Genomic DNA, 18,758 nt, shown 5'->3' on the forward strand with positions numbered 1-18,758 from the left:
CGTTTATTTGGTATATACCAAAACGGGGGCTTTTGTCGATTTTGCCAACTGAAGATTCCTTGTTCTGACGAAGGAGTCCTGAATATGGAAAAGACATCAGCAGCATCACCTGTTTACCGCAAGGAACGAAGTAATACCGGATTCTGGCTTGTAGTTCTCGGCGCCGCCTTATGGGGTGTCGACCCACTCTTCCGCATTATTTTGCTAAATACGATGACATCCACGCAGATTGTACTGGTGGAACATATCATCGTCAGTCTTATTGCCATTCCCGTGCTGTGGAAATTCCGGTCTGACCTGAAGAACCTGCGCGCTCGCCACTGGATTGCCGTGATTTTTATCTCATGGGGAGGATCAGCACTCGCAACGGTATTGTTCACCATGGCACTAACACATAACGATCCAAATACGGTGCTTTTATTGCAAAAAATGCAACCCCTCTTCGCTATCGTGCTGGCTAAACTATTATTAAAAGAAACCTTGCCTCGTCGCTTCGGTGGATTGTTCTTCATTGCATTAGCAGGAACGTACCTGCTTACATTTGGCTTCACATTGCCATTAGGTAACTGGGACAACTGGATTCATGCTGGAAGCTTGTTATCCCTTGGGGCTGCTGCCTTATGGGGAGGTTCAACCGTAATGGGCCGATTGATGCTGGGGCAGGCGCGTTATGAAACGGTCACCTCCCTTCGCTTTGTCGTTGCTCTCCCGCTCCTGATCTTTATGACGTGGAATGAAGGTGCGGCATGGACGTTTCCGTCCGGAACGGGTGAACAGGCTGCTGTCATCCTCAACATTCTTGGTCAGGCATTGTTACCAGGTTTGCTCAGTCTTCTGTTGTATTACAAAGGTCTGTCGTCAACCAAAGCATCTGTTGCAACACTCGCAGAACTTAGCTTCCCGATGGCGGGTGTGTTGGTGAACTGGATTGCTTTCCGTACACTGATTACATGGGAGCAGCTGCTTGGTTTTATCCTGATCTGGGTGGCCCTCTTCGCCATTTCCAGACAGCAGGAAAGATCATCAACTGCGGCTGATGCTGCACCGAAGTTGCGTACAGAGTAAGTGGATATATCTGAGGTTCACATATAAACAAATAGTCAAATATAAAATAAAACCATTGCACATCAAATTAGATGAGCAGTGGTTTTTTCATTTCCATTACTCGATCATTTTCTCAATTAGCAATATGAGCTATTAACCCTGTGCTTTATTTCTATATCGCAAATCCTCCCCTCCTTTCCCTCCAACCTCATAACGAATATCCATATCATCGCACTACGTCTCTTCTATGTTTTGTCTTTTGTCCAATCCGGTGGTACGATGACATATGGAATAAACAGATGAATTATATTCAGAGAGGAACGATCATTAATGTCTTCATTCTCATATACCTCCTACGACGCCGTAGGTTTAGCTGAACTGATCCGATCCCGGGAAGTATCCCCTGTTGAAATGCTGGAAGCGGCGTTTGCACGCCTTGAAGAAGTGAATCCGCAACTTAATGCGGTTATTCGTACATATGAAAATCACGCACGGGAGGAAGCCGGTTTGGTTCGCCCTGGAGAACAACCTTTTGCCGGTGTGCCCCTGCTCCTGAAAGATATTTCGCAATCCTTGGAAGGTGAATTTCTGACTTCAGGCTCACGTTTGTTCAGCGAGCATCGCGCGTTACGCAATTCCAATTTTGTCACTCGACTCCGTGATGCAGGCTTTATCTTCATAGGACATACCAATACACCTGAATTTGGTTTGAAAAATATTACTGAGCCCCGTCTTCATGGTCCAACTCGTAATCCATGGAATATCAATCACTCCCCAGGTGGTTCAAGTGGTGGTGCCGCTGCCGCTGTAGCTTCGGGTATTGTTCCTCTTGCCGGAGCCAGTGACGGAGGCGGTTCGATTCGTATCCCGGCTTCCTTTAGCGGCTTGTTTGGATTAAAACCAACGCGTGGACGGACACCTGTGGGGCCTGGAGTTGGTCGTCAATGGCAAGGCGCATCCATTGATTTTGCACTATCCCGCTCGGTTCGGGACAGTGCCGCCCTGCTCGATACTTTGCAAGTCATTCAGCCCGAAGCTGCGTTCCATGCTCCACTCTTTCCAGGCAGTTACTTGGCTGATATGAGCTATCCACATCAACGCAAACTGAAAATTGCATACACAACGGATTCGCCCGTGGGAACACCTGTCAGCGCAGAAGCCAAAGAGTCTGTATACAAGCTCGTTCGCTGGTTGGAAGATCAAGGTCATCATGTTGAAGAAAAGCTGAGTCCAGTCAATGGAGTCAGGTTGATGGAGAACTATTACATGATGAACAGTGGTGAGATGGCCGCGATGATCTCTTCCATGGAACGATCCATGGGCCGGGCTCTGACCTCCGATGATATGGAGATTGAATCCTGGGTTCTAGCTGAAGCTGGCAAAAAGGTATCCGCTGCGGAATTTGTACATAGCTTAGCAGAATGGGATGTAGCTGCAGCTCAGATGTCTACCTTGTTTGAGCGTTATGACTTCTACGTCACACCTGTTAATGCTTTTCCTGCGCCTAAGATTGGTGAATTAACACCTCATGACGAACAGATCCGTAATCTGATGCGAATTAGTGAATTGGACAAGACCCAGCAGCAGCAACTCATCTATGAAATGTTTGAGCCGAGTCTCACCTATACTCCGTTCACCCAGCTTGCGAATCTGACAGGCCAACCTGCGATTAGTGTGCCTCTTCATATGACACCAGAAGGTTTGCCAATGGGTGTTCAGGTGATGGCAACCAAGGGACGTGAAGATTGGTTATTACATCTGGCTGGACAGCTTGAAAAGTCAAATCTATGGATCGGGATGAATGGTAACCCACTTTTTCCAGTCTAAAAATACACGTTGCACTCCTACCAGCAGACCTGTTCTGCTGGTTTTTCCTTTTTGAATAACAAGATAAAATAGTTTAGATTTGTTTTTGTTTACATAATAAATATGATGTTAATCTATGTAGCATCCTCCACTCCCTGTTCAGTGCATAATTTTATAGAATACAGGCGATCATAAGTTGGTGGTAAATTAACATACTGGAGGGAAATCAAATCATGGGTATTCTAAGTGGCAACCCCAAGAACGAGCCGATGCATTATGGTGAAATCTTTAGTGTATGGCAATGTTCCACAATAGCCAAAGGCGCTGTGTCTTGCTATCAAGCTTATATGAGTCATGCAGGAGATAAAAATTTAAAGAAAATCTTGGAAGATCTGCTGGACCAAGCCAAACTCGAAATTAAAGAATGCGATACACTATTGACTGAAAATGGTATTGCCCCTGCACCAACACTGCCAGAAAGACCACATGTTGAGTTTGAGGATATCCCGGCTGGCGCAAGATTCACAGATCCTGAGATTGCTGCAAAAGTAACAGCCGATACAGCCATGGGTCTGGTTGCTGCAAGCCAAACGATTGGGCAATCGATCAGAGAAGATATTGGCGCGCTATTTGCTAAATATCATGCGACCAAAACAGCTCTAGGCCTCCGAATTCTTCAAATGAACAAAGAAAAAGGGTGGCTTATTCCCCCACCGCTTCAAGTCAAAAGACCGGATTCAGAATAGAGTTTATTGGAAGACGTCTAAACAAAATGTTGTAGTGAACTAAAGAGACAAAGCAGGAGAAGCCCCCATTCTTCTGCTTTGTCTTTTTTTATTTTACTGTTTAATTTCTAATAGACAGTTTAATAAAATTTTGAAATCATCAGAATTTCAAGACATCTTTATTGGAGGGATTCACATGTTTCGACATCAGAAAGAGTTGCAATTTGAAGTCAAAGTAGATCGTCCCGATCCCATGCTTGCACGTCAGGTTCAAGAAGTGTTGGGAGGACAATTTGGTGAAATGACCGTCATGATGCAGTACCTTTTTCAGGGATTCAATTGCCGAGGTGAAGAGAAATATAAAGATATGCTAATGGATATTGGCACCGAAGAAATTGGACATGTCGAGATGCTCTGCTCATTGATCAGTCAGTTGCTGGATGGTGCTACTCCTGAGGAACAACAACAAGCCGCTGAGGATCCTGTGACAGCTGCAATTATGGGCGGTATCAACCCACAACATCTGCTCGTCAGCGGTCTTGGTGGTTTGCCAACCAACTCTAACGGTGTTCCGTGGAATGGTTCGTATATCGTGGCAAGCGGAAACTTGCTTGCAGACATGCGCTCCAATTTGCATGCCGAGAGTCAGGGTCGCCTTCAGGTGGCAAGACTGTACCATATGACAACTGATGAAGGTGTGCGGGCTACTTTCCGTAAAATGTTAGCACGTGATCGTTATCACCAGTATCAATGGATGGCCGCTATTCAGGAACTGGAAGAAAAGAATGGAGTCGTTGTTCCAGCCTCTTTCCCTCCTGAAGCCGAGCAAGAATCTCAGCCGCACGCCTATGAATTCTGGAATCTCTCCGAGGGAACTGAATCCGCCGAAGGCTTATGGGCTACAGGAAGTGCACCTGATGGAACCGGAGACTATGTATATATCTCCAATCCTGTTCCAAAGGGACAGATACCTGAGCCCGTCATTCCTGCGACGGAACTTCACCATGACCTGGATATGAGATCAACAGATAAATAAAAAGTTAAATACTATTTTTCTCGAAATAATTATAATAAATCCTATTTATATGCTTCGCAGCAAGTTATTGTATATTATAAACAACTATTTTTTGGAGGTGCTTAATGATGGCAACTAAGGAACTTGCATTACATGAAAAACTCGAAGTACATGAACTGCTAACTCTCAAAACTTCGTGTGCCACCAAAGCCGTAACGATGCTGGAACTCGTAAAAGACGACACACTAAAATCCTTAATCGAAGATGATTTGGACAACTCTTCCAAAGCTATTGAACAATTAAAATCTCTATTAAAATAAGGAGGGTTCTCTTATGACTACAACCAAAACGAAAGAAATGCTCGTTAAAGCCGTTGCTCCCATGGATGATATGGCCATTGCCACCGATATGCTTCTTTCTGCTAAGTCGGCGGTACGTACCTATGCGATAGCCCTTACCGAAACTGCAACCCCCCGAGTTCGGAAAGTCCTTAAAGCTCAATTGGATACGGCAATCGAAACCCACCAAAAGATCGCAGATTATATGATCAAGAATGAGATGTATCATCCCTATAGTATAGAAGAGCAAGTTAAACACGATATAGAAAAATCAGACATGGCGTTGAAATTGTTGGATGACAACTAATGGTTAATGCCTAAAGCGACTCAGTTACGACTGGGTCGTTTTATAATTCCAGAGCATATGACTTTCATATTTCTAGCTAGTTTTTTGCGCTTTTCTGCATACCTTTCTTTCTCAGGAGAATGACAACCAATAGTAGTACGGGTAAAAAGATCTGAAATACAGGAGAAGTATAATTCAATGTGTATCCTCGCCCTATCTCAATGTGTTCTGTAAATGTCGGTGATACAAAAGACAACCCATATAGAACAAGCCCTACTGGAAACACCCATTTCCTATAGTTCGCTCCAGTTACTCTTTCGAGTCCAATTACGGCGCCATGGAAAAATGCAGCCATTTTAATACCCAATCCGAGGAACAGAAGTAAAGTGAACAAGGCATCCATCCGTTCAAACACTTCAGTCAAATCGATTAACTGTACTGTCTCCAAAAGCGGGAGTGTGCTATAGGCAGCAATCTGAGGACCCAAGACAAAAATGATAAGTTGATTGATAAATGTTAACGCGAGAGCCGTTAGGATATAGGCGATGATCACCGCTCTGTTAAGATTCCTTCCTTTCCGAGCATAGGGATAAAAGACCAGGAATAAGACAACCTGACCAAATGGAAAGGATACTATCTCCGGAAAAGCAGCTTGAAAAATCGGCTTCCACCCATTCTCCATAACAGGCAAGGCCAGATCCGAGTGAAAAAGACCTGTTGTTGGAATTAAGAAACTGATTAACGCATAGCCCAGCGCCATGAGCGGAAACAGAATCATACACATGAGAAACAGTACACGATATCCATATCGTACGGTGTTGGATACAACGATAATGGTGATCATGCTGATGATCCACATCGACGTTCTGTTTAGTAAGGTCAATTCAGTGACTTCACTTAGGTCACGTAAGTTTCGTGAAGCCTCATAGGCGAAATAACCTACAAATGAAAGGCTTACGATTGTCCCTAGTACTTTTCCCATATAACGGCGACACAAAAGAAACAAATCCAATTCAGGTTCCTGATGATGAATAGCCAGATGAAGGAGTAGTAACACCAAGCCACCAGCAGCCCCGGCGAGCATGGCTAACCATGCATCCTGTTTGGCATCTCCACCTATCAGAAACAAGGTTGTACTGCCAACTTCAAATAAGGAAAGACAAACAGCCAATTCGGATACGCGAAGCTCCCTAGACAATTTCATGATTGAACCTCTCCTTGGTGTCAGTCTTTCTGTTCGCCAAGCAACTTGCTGAAAGAATCTTGAAGCAGACCTACTCGTTCCAAAGTTACGTTTACGTTTATGTTAATATCCATCTGTGCCAATTCACTAGACCAGTTGTCTTTTAGAACTTTCCACTCTTTGGGATGTCTTTGATGTATTTTGTTCGCGATCCCCAACATATCGACATGAAGCCGCTGGTTCCCTCTCCATCCGTCCAATATCTGTGCTTGAATGACTTGTTCAGCCTGTCGCTGCAAATCATGAATGGTATGTGTTCTAACTATATCCTCACCAGATGTGCTCTCATCCAGTTCAGCGTCGACCTTTGCATCTACCTGAACAGCATAATGAAGCCCCTTTTTCACAGGAACGACCTTCACTTTTGCTTTGCGCACAAGAAAAGAGTTCACCTCCCCCTTTGCACCTTTATAGGTCAAGTTAGTCCAGTTCACCCTGTCTGTCAGCCAGGTGATACCCATACTTTCTTTTTGGTTCAACATCCCGATCTTTTTATCTTTGAGAAATACACTTAACCCTTGAAGTCTTAAATTCCCGGGTATGGATGTCTCCTTAAAAATATCAATTGAACTCTGTTTGTTGTCGCTCAGTGTATCTGTTGTAACACCAGGAATCCCGGCAGATCCACTGTCTGAAGTGATCTTCAGACCAACCTCATGGATGTTCATCACGGGATAATATGAGCCTTTTTCATTATTCCGTTCCAAAATCTCGGATAAAGCACGGCCTGGCTGTTTTTCTGGAGGAATCAATTTTTTGAGATATTCTTTTGCCTGACCGTCTGCAATAATAAGCTTGGCAGATTCCCGAGCACCAATATTTCGATAATAGTGATCCATGATCTCCGCAATCCCGTATCTCGCCGCTTCTTCACCAATCAGAACGACATTGGTATGTGCAAAATATAATCTTTTGGGATTCTCGACGCTGCTTTGGGCAACGGCTTCCCGAATCGTTTTGCCTTCTGATGAAAATGTGTTCACGGGCGATTGAGATCCACCAGACGACGATCCAATTGAACTGCTCGCTGGCGGTACAATAACCTGATAGGTAATGATCCACTTTCCATTTTTCCGGTCAAATCCTGTTGCCGTTGTGATGCCCAAATCATTTAATTCTGTGCGATTTCCACAACCAGCAGTGATCAATCCGAGCATGAGTAAGATTAATATGGACTGCAAACGAATCATATAAATCGCTCCTTATTCGTTCTCAGCTTCATTAATACGGTCTACAATGTTATCCGATCCCGACGGATATTGGTGAGGGGCTTGTCTCGTCTTATTCGTATTCGACTTCTCATCAGGTCTAGTCTTCATAGCCCACCAGGGTACTCTCAACCACAGATCCTTCATATTTGACTTGAAAAACGGACTGTATGGCATCAGATAGTCAACGCCAAATGACTTCAGAGATACCAGGTGTGCAAGTAATGGGACGGCTCCGGCCAATATGCCGTACAACCCCAGCGTACCTGCCAGTACCATAAACGGAAAACGTAATAGCCTTACTGCTGTGGCCATACTGAAATAGGGTATAGCAAAATTCGCTATTGCTGTAAAGGAAACCACAATGACCATCGCTCCTGAGACCAATCCCGCCTCTACCGCAGCTTGTCCGATGACCAATGCACCAACAATGGAGATTGCAGGTCCAATGGCTCGCGGCATTCGCACTCCAGCTTCACGAATGACCTCGAACGTAATTTCCATAAGCAGGGCCTCAAGTAATGCCGGAAAAGGGACCCCTTCCCGTTGTGCGGCCAAGGTGACCAGTAACGTAGTTGGTATCATTTCCTGCTGGAATGTAGTTAGTGCGATGAAAGTCGAAGGTAGCAACAAAGATACGAGGAAGCAGATCAACCGTATAATCCGCAGAAAGGTAGAGATATCATAACGCTGATAATAATCCTCGGGCGTTTGAAAGAAATTAAAAAAAGTCACAGGTGCAATCAAGGCAAATGGCGTACCATCTACCATAATGGCTACTTGACCATCCAATAGACTGCCTGCAACCGTATCTGGGCGCTCCGTATTGATCATGGTCGGAAAAGGCGTAAGCGGTGCATCCTGAATAAATTCTTCTATGTAACCACTTTCGAGTATACTATCAGTGTTGATAGCATTTAAACGCTTGGTAACTTCTTCAATGACTTGTGGCTTTGCAATACCCTGAATGTAAGCTAGTGCAACCACTGTCTGGGTGTACTCTCCAATGGTATGCATCTGGAATTTTAAATCAGGAGTTCGTATTTTTCGTCGAACAAGAGTAATGTTAGTCGTTAGCTCCTCTGTGAATCCTTCCTTTGGTCCTCTGACCACCGTTTGGGACGTGGGTTCCTCTACAGATCTTCTGGCTCCTCCGGCGATCGGCACTGCAAGAACATTCTTTACACCATCAATAAGTATAACGACGTGGCCTGTTAATAAAGCTTCATAGATAAGTTGCGACGAATCTAAATTTCGGATATTACCGGAGGGTAAGACTCTTTTCACTAACACATCTCTCGGTTGATCTCCCTTCAGAGGATCTGTATTCATCCATTGGATGATATTGTCCATAAGTTCAACCAACAGCGTAGAATCTGTTAACCCTTCCATGTAACAAACAGCTAGAGCAGTACCCTTCTCCTCTAACATCGGAAACTCACGAGCCACAAAATCAGGACTGTACTCAAATGCCTTGATAATATGGTTAAGTTTATCTTCTAGTGAAATATTCAGACTTTGCAAATGTTGTGTTCGTTTATGAAATGTTTCTCCTTGCTTTTGTGAAGTAAATACCTCCTTTATCCAACGCATCAGCACATGAATCACCCCCTGTTTCCGACTAATATGGATTAATCATGCAATAAGTATACATCGCCCTCGATAATCTAGTCCTACAAAAACACCTTGAAGAATATGCTGTTACAGTATGGGAAGGGGGACAATCTTATTTATATACTGTTAGGTTATGTGATTCTGGGGCTATCTCTTTCAGCCCCTATTGGACCCATCAATGCTGCGCAATTGGACAAGGGTATTCGAGGTGGGTTCATGCCTGCCTGGTTTGTTGGACTAGGAGCCATCGCAGCTGATATCATTTACATGCTGCTGGTGTATTTCGGCATTGTACATCTGCTTGAACTTCCGTTTGTAAGGGTATTCCTCTGGATGTTTGGTTGTTTTGTATTGATCTATACGGGTGTGGAAAGTATTAAAAATGCAGGAACCCTTGCCCCTTCTCAAATGAGAGGAGATGATTCGGAGCTTGCCAAGTCATTTACTCAAGGATTTCTGATGTCTCTGTTTAACCCTCTTTCCATCATGTTCTGGCTAGGCATTTATGGCTCTGTTCTGGCCAAGGCTGTAAATGACTCCCCTATGGACCAATTGTTGATCTATAGTGGAGCTATCATCTTTGGCGTACTTCTGTGGGATCTATTCATGGCGACTACCGTAAGTTTTTTTCGCAAATACCTCACTTCTACTGTGCTTAAAGGAATTGCTCTCATTTCCGGACTTTCTTTAGTCGGTTTTGGCTGTTACTTCGGATATAAAGCCATTCAATTTCTCTTCTTTATTTGAGTTTGTTTTTTTTGCGTAACCGAATACCCGTGATGTGATAACTGCTTATACCCGTAGAATGCTGCTCATTTTCTTCACTTTCGTCTTTCTCGGCGTTTGATGATGTTTGGGTCGCAGTTTTCTTCTTGCGAATCCGTTGTACAATAACGTCACTAATAGCAATGAGAGAGACAAGCAATAAGCTAATATAGAACCCTGGTCTGCTGAGTGCATGAAAAAGTGTTCCAGTGACTGCAGCAGTGATCAACAATAAGCCAATCCAGCGTTTGATCACATCGAACTTGCCTGATTTCAACAATTTACCGGAAGATAACAAAATAAACGACCAGTTGTACAGAAGCATCAGTCCAGCTGCAGTTGTGATGTATTCATATACTTTACCTGGGAGTAAGAGAGACATGATGATCGTACCAACTAACCCACAACCAATGAGGGACAAGGCAAATAACGGATACTTCGTTTTCCACTTTCGAGAAAATAACTGCGGGGCGTCTCCCTCCTGAGCAAGGGTAATAATCATAGACGTCACCGCATAGAGCGAAGCTGTCATCGTTGAAAATCCGGCTACAATGAGCACCCCGTTGAACAAATGTGGGACAAAAGCAAGGTGATCGCTACTGAGTGCCAGTACAAATGGACTCTCCTTGGGATTAAATGCATTTAAAGGAACCATAATTAATGCGAGTCCAATGGATACAACATATACGGTGGATAGCGCAATGAGCATGACTTTTCCTGCCTTTGGGGCATCCTCCGGTTTTTGAAGCCGATATGACATAATGCCAAGAACTTCAATACCTCCATAAGCATAGAACGCAAAAAGAAACGCAGACCACAATCCGATGCCACCCTTTGGAAAAATCGATGCCATATCCAGCGGTACTTTGTGTTCATACTTGGTTCCCCCAATCCACCCTGCGAGTAGGGCGATGGCAAGCACCAAGAACATGATGATAGCTGCAATTTTAATGATAGCCAGTACATTTTCAACCCGGTCAAATCCCTTGTTACCGAAGAATACAATACAGAGACCTACAATTCCGAATCCTGCAGCAAAGATCCAAAGCGGAACAGACGGAAACCAGAACCTAGAGAAAATGGACAATGCGGTTAACTGACTCCCCATAATAAGTAACTCCGAAAACCAATAGAACCATCCGCTCGCAAAGCCTGCCCAACTTCCAAAGGCTTTCTTGGCATATGAACGAAAAGATCCTTGTTCCGGATGGTCCGCTGTCATTCTCGCGAGCGCATCAAAAACTACATATGTACCCAAGGCCGCCAAGATATAGGCCAGTAGCACAGCTGGACCACCAATCGAGATCGCAAGGCTGGAACCCAGAAAATACCCTGTACCAATTGTTCCTGCCACACCTAGCAGACTTAATTGCCACCATTTCAGTTTCTTTTCTTCTGTAGCGTTAGTCGATGCTTTACTCATGTTGTCATTCCTTTTCTGTATCATTTTAGGTCACTAAAGGTAGCCTTCCCAATCCACAGCGAATCATGTTCATACATTAATCCTTATTTCAAATAAACTGGATATATTGAATAATTCTTGAGACCTCATTAAATAATACACAAGTACATCAAAACACATAGGAGGTTTTACACTTGAATCAGTTCTCTCAATCGCAGCAAATTACGCAGTTGGCTCAACAACTTACACAACAAACACAACAGGCTTCGATGCAATACCAACAACTACTTAGACAAGAACAAAGCAACGCTCAACAACTGGAGCAATTGGCACAACGCGAGCAACAAGCTGCACATATGATCCAGACCGCACTACAAGGACATCAAACCGCCATCCAGCAATTACAACAAATCTCCAATCTTGCACAACAACTTGCACACTCATCTTCACAGCACGTATCTTATTTGGAGCAGCCATATAACACTCCTAATATCTCAACTAATGGTCAATCATTTGGTTCGTATTCGAATCAAAACCGCCCGCAATAACATTTTCATGTAACACATAAAGGAACCCAGCATTGGGTTCCTTTATGTGTTACAAAAAAAGAGACCACAAGTGTCCCTTTTCGTTCTTACCTTGAGTTTCATACCCGTCCTATACTATAGAGTGCTTGTTCATACTTGATGTTCATTCTTTATGCATTGAGATCATGTATCCCTGGGCTATGCTCATTTGGAAGTTCAGGCATATAAGGAAGTGGATATCCTTGTGGGGGATCGATTACCTGCAGTTCCCCACCATTACGACTTGGTGTTTGACCACTGAAAATCTCAGCGATGCGTGTATTGTCTAAACGGAAATTAAACTGCGCATTGTGGAAGCCCATATCTACATATTTCCGGCATTCGGGATATTTATTAATATCATAGTTGGGAATCGGGAATATTTTGCCCCAATTCACACCCAGAGTCTCCAGTGCTTTGGCAAATGCATTTTGATGCGCATTATCACGAACAATCAGAAAACCCAGCGTTTCACGGAATGCTTTGTTGGTACTCATTTCATATATTCTTGATTTTTGCAACACACCCGTAGACTCCAACACAATATTATCAAGTAAGTTGCTTACCAGATTCCCATGATCGTACACATAATTCCCAAGCCATGGATTACCTGCAGCATCAACAGGCAATGAGCTCTGAGCCCCCATGATGTAATGATGCGGGTTGGCATGTTTAATCGCTTCATCCAATGGAGCACCGTCGACCCCTGCATTTCCCGCGCCATCTGCACCGGCCCCCGTTAATAACTGATTAATGGTTTGTTGCACCAGTTCAATATGGCTTAATTCCTCAATAAATACACCACGGATCAGGTCTCTATACTGCGTGGCATCTCCCCGAAAATTACTGCTTTGAAAGAAGAATTGCATCATCGTCCGCATTTCACCAAATTGGCCGCCAAGCGTCTCTTGCAATACTTTTGCTGCCGCGGGATCAGGCTTGTCAGGTACGATCATATTGATCAGGTCTTCACGATAAAAAAACATTGTTTTCCTCCATTCTGAATTAACTTACTATTCTAGTTTCTGTTCCCTTCCTAATTTTATGTAAACCAGCAGTTAACAATCTCTGGTACTGGCTCCTACCTTAAAAAACAAATAGAAGTGCATGAACTAGAATCACGCATTTTGTTAATGAAAAGGGAAACAGAATATATTCTGTTTCCCTTTATCCATATTGAATACATTTTCTTATGGCATAAACGGTGGTATATCCGCTGAACTTCCTTTTCTTAGAACCTCAGGTGGGGTATCAAAAATATACGGCGGAGCTGGCGGAAGTTTAGGCGCAGGTGCCAAAGGCTGTGGATGCTGAACATATTGGAAAGTACCTTGCCCATCCATACTTGGACCGTGAGCCCACCGTCCGGTTGCGCTCTCATCACCACGCGAGAAGTTAAAGAGAACATACGCCACATCTCTCTTCTCAAGTTCTTTCGGGAACGTGCTGGGCACAACAATTCCTTCTTTTTCTTCAAGTTCTCTTATCGCTGCAATCCACTGATTCTGATGCATGGTATCCCGAGCAAGCAACCACGATAACATGTCTTTCACACCGCGGTCATTGGTCATTTCATATAACCTGGCAACCTGAAGTCTGCCTTGAGATTCTGCTGCTAGATTATGTCTAAAATCAGCTAATAAATTACCACTTGCTATTGTGTACTTTGCATTCCAGGGATATCCATTACTATCGGTTGGGGCTGCTCCAAGTCCGCTTACAATCGCGTGTTGTGGATTGCTCCCACCGAGTATCGCATTAATAACTGGGTCTTTGGCGGCTTCTTCCAGTGTGGCTAATGGAGCATTGTCCAGCAAGCGAGCGATCATCGTAGCCAGCATCTCAACATGAGCGAGTTCTTCGGTTCCTGTATCCATAAGAAGGTCCTTATATTTCCCATCACCACGGACATTCCAGCCTTGAAATAAATACTGCATGGCTACCGTAATCTCGCCAAATTGTCCTCCCAGTACTTCTTGTAGTTTTCTTGCAAACACGGGGTCGGGTCGATCCGGCTTGGCATGATACTGCAATTCCTTGATATTAAAAAACAACATATCACCTCATCCGTTTTAGATAAGTGATATGTATGTATATTACATCGATCACTTGCATGTCTCCTTAACAAAAATAAGTTGGACTGTCACCATTTTCCCCTTGGGTTATATCCTATAGGTAAAAGGAGGACTATTCATGTCGTTGTTGTTTTCATCTTCTGAGATTGAGAATGAGGAGATTCCTCTCGAGACCTGGAAAAGAGATGCTTACCGTTTATTCTCTTCGAAAATGAGTGACCGGGAGGCTCGATTTCCCTGTATTCCGGCTACACAGGCTTTTGCCCTGGGTCACCTCCGATACGGCTTTGTTTCTAATTTCGGAGACGAGTCTGCAGAACGTAATGTATCAGACATACTCAAGGAATATGGAGAATGCTCTCGTTCATTCGGAGAATATTCTTCATTGATTTTATTTTTTGATAAGGAAAAAGAAGTTCGGGATGTATTGGCCTATGAAACAGCCTTCTGGGATTTATTAAGCCAGATTAGACACTTGGATAACAAGCCTTGGCCAAAAGATATTCCAGAAGACCCAGAGCATCCCATGTGGGAGTTTTGTTACAATGACGAACGGTATTTTGTCTATTGCGGGACGCCAGCCCATATGTCACGACAAAGTCGCAACTTTCCTTATTTCATGTTAGCTCTAACACCCCGCTGGGTGCTCGATATATGGAACGCACAACCTCTGAAAGCTGCAGCGATTGCTCCGAGAATTCGCGCACGCTTGGCTGCCTACGATACCATACCGGCACATCCTGAATTAAAGCAATACGGATCACAAGGCAACCTGGAGTATAAACAATATTTTTTGCGAGATGACGATACCGCTCCTTCCAAATGCCCGTTTCTTCGATCCCTTCAGCAGGACAACGTAAAGGAATAGCTTAAAATCGATTCTAAAAATACTCTCCTCCGAATAAACTCTATACCACCCATTTATAGGAGGAGAGCCCTGTGCTCCATACTCGCTACAACTACATAAACAGCTGGACAAGCCCTATCGAAATAAGAATTCATTACAGACGGAAAGGAAATGACAATGGAAATCTATATTAAGTTCATCCTGATTGGTCTCGCTATTGCCATGCCAGTGGGAGCAATTACTGTAGAGATGACCAAGCAGGGATTGAGAAATGGGTTTATCCATGGCTGGGCCGTGGGTCTTGGAGGCATGACAATTGATGCTGGTTTGATCCTGGCCATGTACTTCGGGTTTGCTTCCGTCTTATCTCTTCCTTATGTACAAATTCCACTATGGCTTGCGGGAGCGGGATTTCTTGCCTTTCTAGGATACGATTCGATCCGGAACTCAGATCTGGATATGGCAACATCAGATAATACAAAAGGAAAAATCAAAAAATCGTTTTGGAGGACATACCGCAATGGCTTATTGGTAGCGGTTTCCCCTGGTAATCTTATTTTTTGGATATCTGTTTTTGGTGTTGTATTGTCCGATTCATACCAATCTACCGGTAAGCTGAGTTTTATCATTGCAGGATTTGGCGTACTATGTGGAATTCTTATTCATGATCTGGGTCTGCTCTCCATTGTATCTGTGACACGAAAAGTAATGAGCAAAAAAATGATACAAGCAGTCTCTGCCATGGCTGGAGTGCTTTTGCTGGGTTTCTCGTTCTACTTTTTATATAAATTTATATTGGCTCTGTGGCTTCTATTTCAGTAGTTATTTCGAGAAATTAAGGTTGTTCCTTCTAAAAAAGGGGCAACCTTTTCTTTTGATTCCTTTTTCATACGCTGCTGCAGGTACTTTACTGGAACATTAATTTTTTTTGTTAATCAGAAATCATTTGACTTTCACAGTGAAGGACGGCAGTTCATTTAGTCGCGGGGCGTGCTGAATCGTATCTAAAAGGTAGGTAGTAACAGCGGTGTGCGTTCTTTTCTATTGTGAATTTTTCATATGTTGAAATATTATACTAGTGGCGAATTAGTATTTAGTGCCAACACAGTTATCGTTGTCTCAAAATTAAAGTAGTATGCTTAAGATGATTTGGACATTTCACGAAATAGTTAGATTATTTAGCTGTTGTGAATTTTTCATATGTTGAAAATATAAGGTTGATGGCAAAAGGAAAGCTGCCTATAGGCAGCTTCGCAAAATTAAAATCCATTTGGCAATTGCAAAGAATCAGGTCCGGCCAGTCCAGTCTGCTCCGGCAATTTCTTTCCACCGTGCTCTAATCTCATCATACAGTTCCTGCGGAAGTGGCCCTTTAGCCACAAGATCAGCATTTTGCTGCCAGCGATTGGGCTTGGCTGTTCCTACAATAGCGGTGTCTACACCTTCTGTACTTAGCGTAAACCGCAGTGCTGTTTCCACCGCTGCCTGAGCATCTTCACCGAGGAAACCATAGTTAAGTTCACTTAAGCGTTTCCAGTAAATGAAGGGATAAGCCTCTTCCGAAAGTGTTTCATACGTCCAGGCCGCATTGGCAATAGGTCTTTTGGCGATTACACCCATGTTTCGCTTTCTCGCCTCAGGCAAAGTCAGTTCAATCGCTTCCTGATCTGCGATATTTAATGAAGTCTCAAGGCTGTCAAATGCTCCGGTCTGAATCGCATATAGCGCATCTGTAGTATCCCCACTGTATCCGATAAATCTGGTTTTCCCTGCTTCCTTGGCACGTTGCAGTACTTCGATTACTGCTCCTTGTCGGAGTACTTCTTCAGAGCAGCTATGCAAATGGATAACATCCACATAGTCCGTTTTCAACCGTTTCAGGCTACGGTCAATCGTTTGCTCCAGTACTTTGGCATCCCAATCCGGACCTTCGATCCCGGCAGCATGTCCACATTTGGTGAACAAATAGTAGTCATCACGCCGATGTGACAGCACCTCACCGATTAATTCCTCGCTGTCCCCGTAACATTCAGCCGTGTCAATTACGTTTAATCCTGCATCGAGGGCACTATTCAGCAATGTCGCTACATCCGTTTTGGATACATTTTTGCCTATTTCCGCTCCGCCAAATCCAAGTGTACTTACGTTCATGCCAGTATTTCCATACTTGCGCGTTTCCATGGTTATCTTCCTCCAAGTTCAGTGAATTGGGTACAGATAAATAGAAATGATTAACTTTCCCTATGTTTTATTACCCATGAGTTGGTTATGCCACCCACTTTTCTAGACTGCAACCAACTTAATTTATTTAGAAGCCATAAATGGACATACCACCGTCAACCAACAACGTCTGACCCGTAATGTATCCAGCTGCATCTGATGCCAGGAACACAACCGGCCCTACCACTTCTTCCAGTTCTCCCACTCGCTGTAGCGGTGTGCGGCTTACAATTTCCTGCAAATACTGGGGATCATCCAGCAGCTTTTCAGTCAAAGGTGTTCGGAAATACCATGGCCCTACTGAATTGACACGGATTCCATACTTGCCCCATTCCAGTGCGAGCACTTTGGTCATATGAATTAACGCAGCTTTGGTCGCGCCATATACTACCCCTGTCCGTAAAGCCGTATGCCCACCTACCGAAGAGATGTTAATGATCTTCCCAGTCCCACGTTCTTTCATATGCTGACCTGCCAATTGCGAAGCGAAGAAAGCCGATTTTAAGTTTGTCTGCATGATGGTCTCCCACTGCTCGTCCGTTACTTCAAGTGCTGGCGTCCGTATGTTCATACCTGCGTTATTCACCAGAATATCCAGGCTGCCCATCTCCGAGATCGCCTCTTGAAACGTCTCTTCCATTTGTTCTCTTGATGTCACATCCGCAGTCAGAGCGAGCGCTTTACGCCCTGTCTGTTCATAGATGTAGGCGGCTGTCTCCTCAATTTCTTTCATCGTTCGGGATACAAGTACAACGTCACTGCCTGATTGGGCAAGTCCAATCGCAATTGCTTTTCCGATCCCTCTCCCTGCACCTGTCACCAGTGCTGTCTGTCCATCAAGATGGAATGTAGGTACGTTCATGTTGCTCACTCCTTCATCAGATTTATAAGTTGAACTAAAGATTATTTACACTGACACTACGATGACAGAATAACCTTCCATCAATGCTTATATGTAATTGAAACCCTGACGTGAATCAGGTTACAAAATACTGGCTTGGATTGCCCAGCTCCGGATGGAACTTCTCCCGAAAGCGTCCTCCCGTATATTCCCCTATAATTTTTCGCCAGAACGCCTGGGCAATGACATTGTTCCGAACCTGGGTTACTTTCCATCTGCCAGGAAAACGTTTAAACAATTCATATGCTGCCCGAGTGCCCACTCCACTGCGCCGATATTTTTGCATCACAAAAAACTCAGTCAAATAGTAGTCATTATCCTTGCTTCCAGGCTCCAATTTCTCCACCAGAGCAAACCCTGCAGGTACCCCATCACTTGTAATCAAAAAAGGAAACTTGCGGTCCTCCTCTGTCCAGAATGCCTCCAGACCGGGATACTCCGGAAAAATGCCGTTACTGTCAACGTCAATATTCAGATATTTGGTAAAATCATATAGATAAAATTGCATTAAATGCCGAATCACCTGACTGCGTTCCCGGGGAACCAGTTCTATTTTCATATTCATCCGGTTCACCTCCTCTGCTCTAACTATATTGATTACTTTAAAGGTTTACGTGCCGAAGGGCAAGGAAGCATACCCTGCTTACTGCCTGTTTTGGTGAACAAGCTGTGAGCATGTAAATTATGGTACACTAGAACATAG

Annotated in this window: 19 protein-coding genes; 10 read left to right on the forward strand and 9 right to left on the reverse strand. The window is 43.9% G+C overall.

Translation table 11 applies throughout. The features are described from left to right. Positions 1 to 84 precede the first annotated feature (84 nt). From MKY92_RS17365 to MKY92_RS17390, 6 genes are all read left to right on the forward strand, one after another. Positions 85 to 1,065 (forward strand): DMT family transporter, encoded by a 981-nt coding sequence (locus MKY92_RS17365; protein WP_221821591.1) that lies wholly within the window; start codon positions 85 to 87, stop codon positions 1,063 to 1,065. A gap of 309 nt (positions 1,066 to 1,374) precedes the next feature. Next, positions 1,375 to 2,871: an amidase gene (locus MKY92_RS17370; protein ID WP_339297083.1), complete on the forward strand. Its 1,497-nt coding sequence runs from the start codon at positions 1,375 to 1,377 to the stop codon at positions 2,869 to 2,871. A gap of 212 nt (positions 2,872 to 3,083) precedes the next feature. Further along, positions 3,084 to 3,596, forward strand: a complete 513-nt coding sequence (locus MKY92_RS17375; protein WP_339297084.1) for a DUF3231 family protein — start codon at positions 3,084 to 3,086, stop codon at positions 3,594 to 3,596. A gap of 175 nt (positions 3,597 to 3,771) precedes the next feature. Beyond that, positions 3,772 to 4,611: a manganese catalase family protein gene (locus tag MKY92_RS17380; protein WP_339297085.1), complete on the forward strand. Its 840-nt coding sequence runs from the start codon at positions 3,772 to 3,774 to the stop codon at positions 4,609 to 4,611. Between the two features lie 107 nt (positions 4,612 to 4,718). Beyond that, the gene (locus tag MKY92_RS17385) at positions 4,719 to 4,910 is read left to right on the forward strand and encodes a spore coat protein (protein ID WP_076210374.1); all 192 of its coding nucleotides are present in this window, start codon (positions 4,719 to 4,721) and stop codon (positions 4,908 to 4,910) included. Positions 4,911 to 4,923: 13 nt separating this feature from the next. Then, positions 4,924 to 5,235 carry a spore coat protein gene (locus tag MKY92_RS17390; RefSeq protein ID WP_339297086.1) on the forward strand — a complete coding sequence of 104 codons (312 nt, stop codon included), beginning with the start codon at positions 4,924 to 4,926 and terminating at the stop codon, positions 5,233 to 5,235. Between the two features lie 76 nt (positions 5,236 to 5,311). Here the strand turns inward: MKY92_RS17390 and MKY92_RS17395 are convergent, their stop codons facing one another. From MKY92_RS17395 to MKY92_RS17405, 3 genes are read right to left on the reverse strand one after another with little or no spacing between them, the layout of a single operon-like run. Then, a complete protein-coding gene (locus MKY92_RS17395) occupies positions 5,312 to 6,418 on the reverse strand; it encodes an endospore germination permease (protein WP_339297087.1) in 1,107 nt (368 codons plus the stop codon). Positions 6,419 to 6,438: 20 nt separating this feature from the next. Next, positions 6,439 to 7,647 (reverse strand): Ger(x)C family spore germination protein, encoded by a 1,209-nt coding sequence (locus tag MKY92_RS17400; RefSeq protein ID WP_339297088.1) that lies wholly within the window; start codon positions 7,645 to 7,647, stop codon positions 6,439 to 6,441. 12 nt (positions 7,648 to 7,659) lie between these two features. Next, positions 7,660 to 9,189, reverse strand: a complete 1,530-nt coding sequence (locus MKY92_RS17405) for a spore germination protein (protein ID WP_339297089.1) — start codon at positions 9,187 to 9,189, stop codon at positions 7,660 to 7,662. A gap of 204 nt (positions 9,190 to 9,393) precedes the next feature. Here MKY92_RS17405 and MKY92_RS17410 point away from each other — a divergent pair, with 204 nt between their 5' ends. After that, complete coding sequence (locus MKY92_RS17410) at positions 9,394 to 10,026, forward strand: LysE family transporter (protein ID WP_339301827.1); 633 nt, start codon at positions 9,394 to 9,396, stop codon at positions 10,024 to 10,026. Here MKY92_RS17410 and MKY92_RS17415 read toward each other — a convergent pair. Continuing rightward, positions 10,019 to 11,467: an amino acid permease gene (locus tag MKY92_RS17415; RefSeq protein WP_339297090.1), complete on the reverse strand. Its 1,449-nt coding sequence runs from the start codon at positions 11,465 to 11,467 to the stop codon at positions 10,019 to 10,021. The two genes, MKY92_RS17410 and MKY92_RS17415, sit on opposite strands and share 8 nt — an antisense overlap. Before the next feature lie 173 nt (positions 11,468 to 11,640). Between MKY92_RS17415 and MKY92_RS17420 the strand changes: the two genes are divergently transcribed. After that, a complete protein-coding gene (locus MKY92_RS17420) occupies positions 11,641 to 11,994 on the forward strand; it encodes an AMP-dependent synthetase and ligase (protein ID WP_145321997.1) in 354 nt (117 codons plus the stop codon). A gap of 149 nt (positions 11,995 to 12,143) precedes the next feature. On the opposite strand, the gene MKY92_RS17425 is transcribed toward MKY92_RS17420, so the two are convergent. Both MKY92_RS17425 and MKY92_RS17430 read right to left on the reverse strand, forming a co-directional pair. Beyond that, entirely contained in the window at positions 12,144 to 12,998 is an 855-nt protein-coding gene (locus MKY92_RS17425) for a manganese catalase family protein (RefSeq protein ID WP_339297091.1), read from the reverse strand. A gap of 204 nt (positions 12,999 to 13,202) precedes the next feature. After that, positions 13,203 to 14,066 (reverse strand): manganese catalase family protein, encoded by an 864-nt coding sequence (locus MKY92_RS17430; protein ID WP_339301829.1) that lies wholly within the window; start codon positions 14,064 to 14,066, stop codon positions 13,203 to 13,205. Between the two features lie 139 nt (positions 14,067 to 14,205). Here MKY92_RS17430 and MKY92_RS17435 point away from each other — a divergent pair, with 139 nt between their 5' ends. Both MKY92_RS17435 and MKY92_RS17440 read left to right on the forward strand, forming a co-directional pair. Continuing rightward, on the forward strand, positions 14,206 to 14,955 hold the full coding sequence (locus tag MKY92_RS17435; RefSeq protein WP_339297092.1) for a YqcI/YcgG family protein: 750 nt from the start codon (positions 14,206 to 14,208) through the stop codon (positions 14,953 to 14,955). Positions 14,956 to 15,111: 156 nt separating this feature from the next. Beyond that, positions 15,112 to 15,756, forward strand: a complete 645-nt coding sequence (locus MKY92_RS17440; protein ID WP_339297093.1) for a LysE family transporter — start codon at positions 15,112 to 15,114, stop codon at positions 15,754 to 15,756. A 465-nt stretch (positions 15,757 to 16,221) separates the two neighbouring features. Here the strand turns inward: MKY92_RS17440 and MKY92_RS17445 are convergent, their stop codons facing one another. From MKY92_RS17445 to MKY92_RS17455, 3 genes are all read right to left on the reverse strand, one after another. Beyond that, complete coding sequence (locus MKY92_RS17445; protein WP_339297094.1) at positions 16,222 to 17,115, reverse strand: aldo/keto reductase; 894 nt, start codon at positions 17,113 to 17,115, stop codon at positions 16,222 to 16,224. A gap of 127 nt (positions 17,116 to 17,242) precedes the next feature. Then, entirely contained in the window at positions 17,243 to 18,016 is a 774-nt protein-coding gene (locus MKY92_RS17450) for a glucose 1-dehydrogenase (protein ID WP_237174886.1), read from the reverse strand. A 115-nt stretch (positions 18,017 to 18,131) separates the two neighbouring features. Further along, complete coding sequence (locus MKY92_RS17455; RefSeq protein WP_339297095.1) at positions 18,132 to 18,620, reverse strand: GNAT family N-acetyltransferase; 489 nt, start codon at positions 18,618 to 18,620, stop codon at positions 18,132 to 18,134. Positions 18,621 to 18,758 lie beyond the last annotated feature (138 nt).

The sequence above is a fragment of the Paenibacillus sp. FSL R5-0623 genome, assembly GCF_037974265.1.
Taxonomy (GTDB): domain Bacteria; phylum Bacillota; class Bacilli; order Paenibacillales; family Paenibacillaceae; genus Paenibacillus.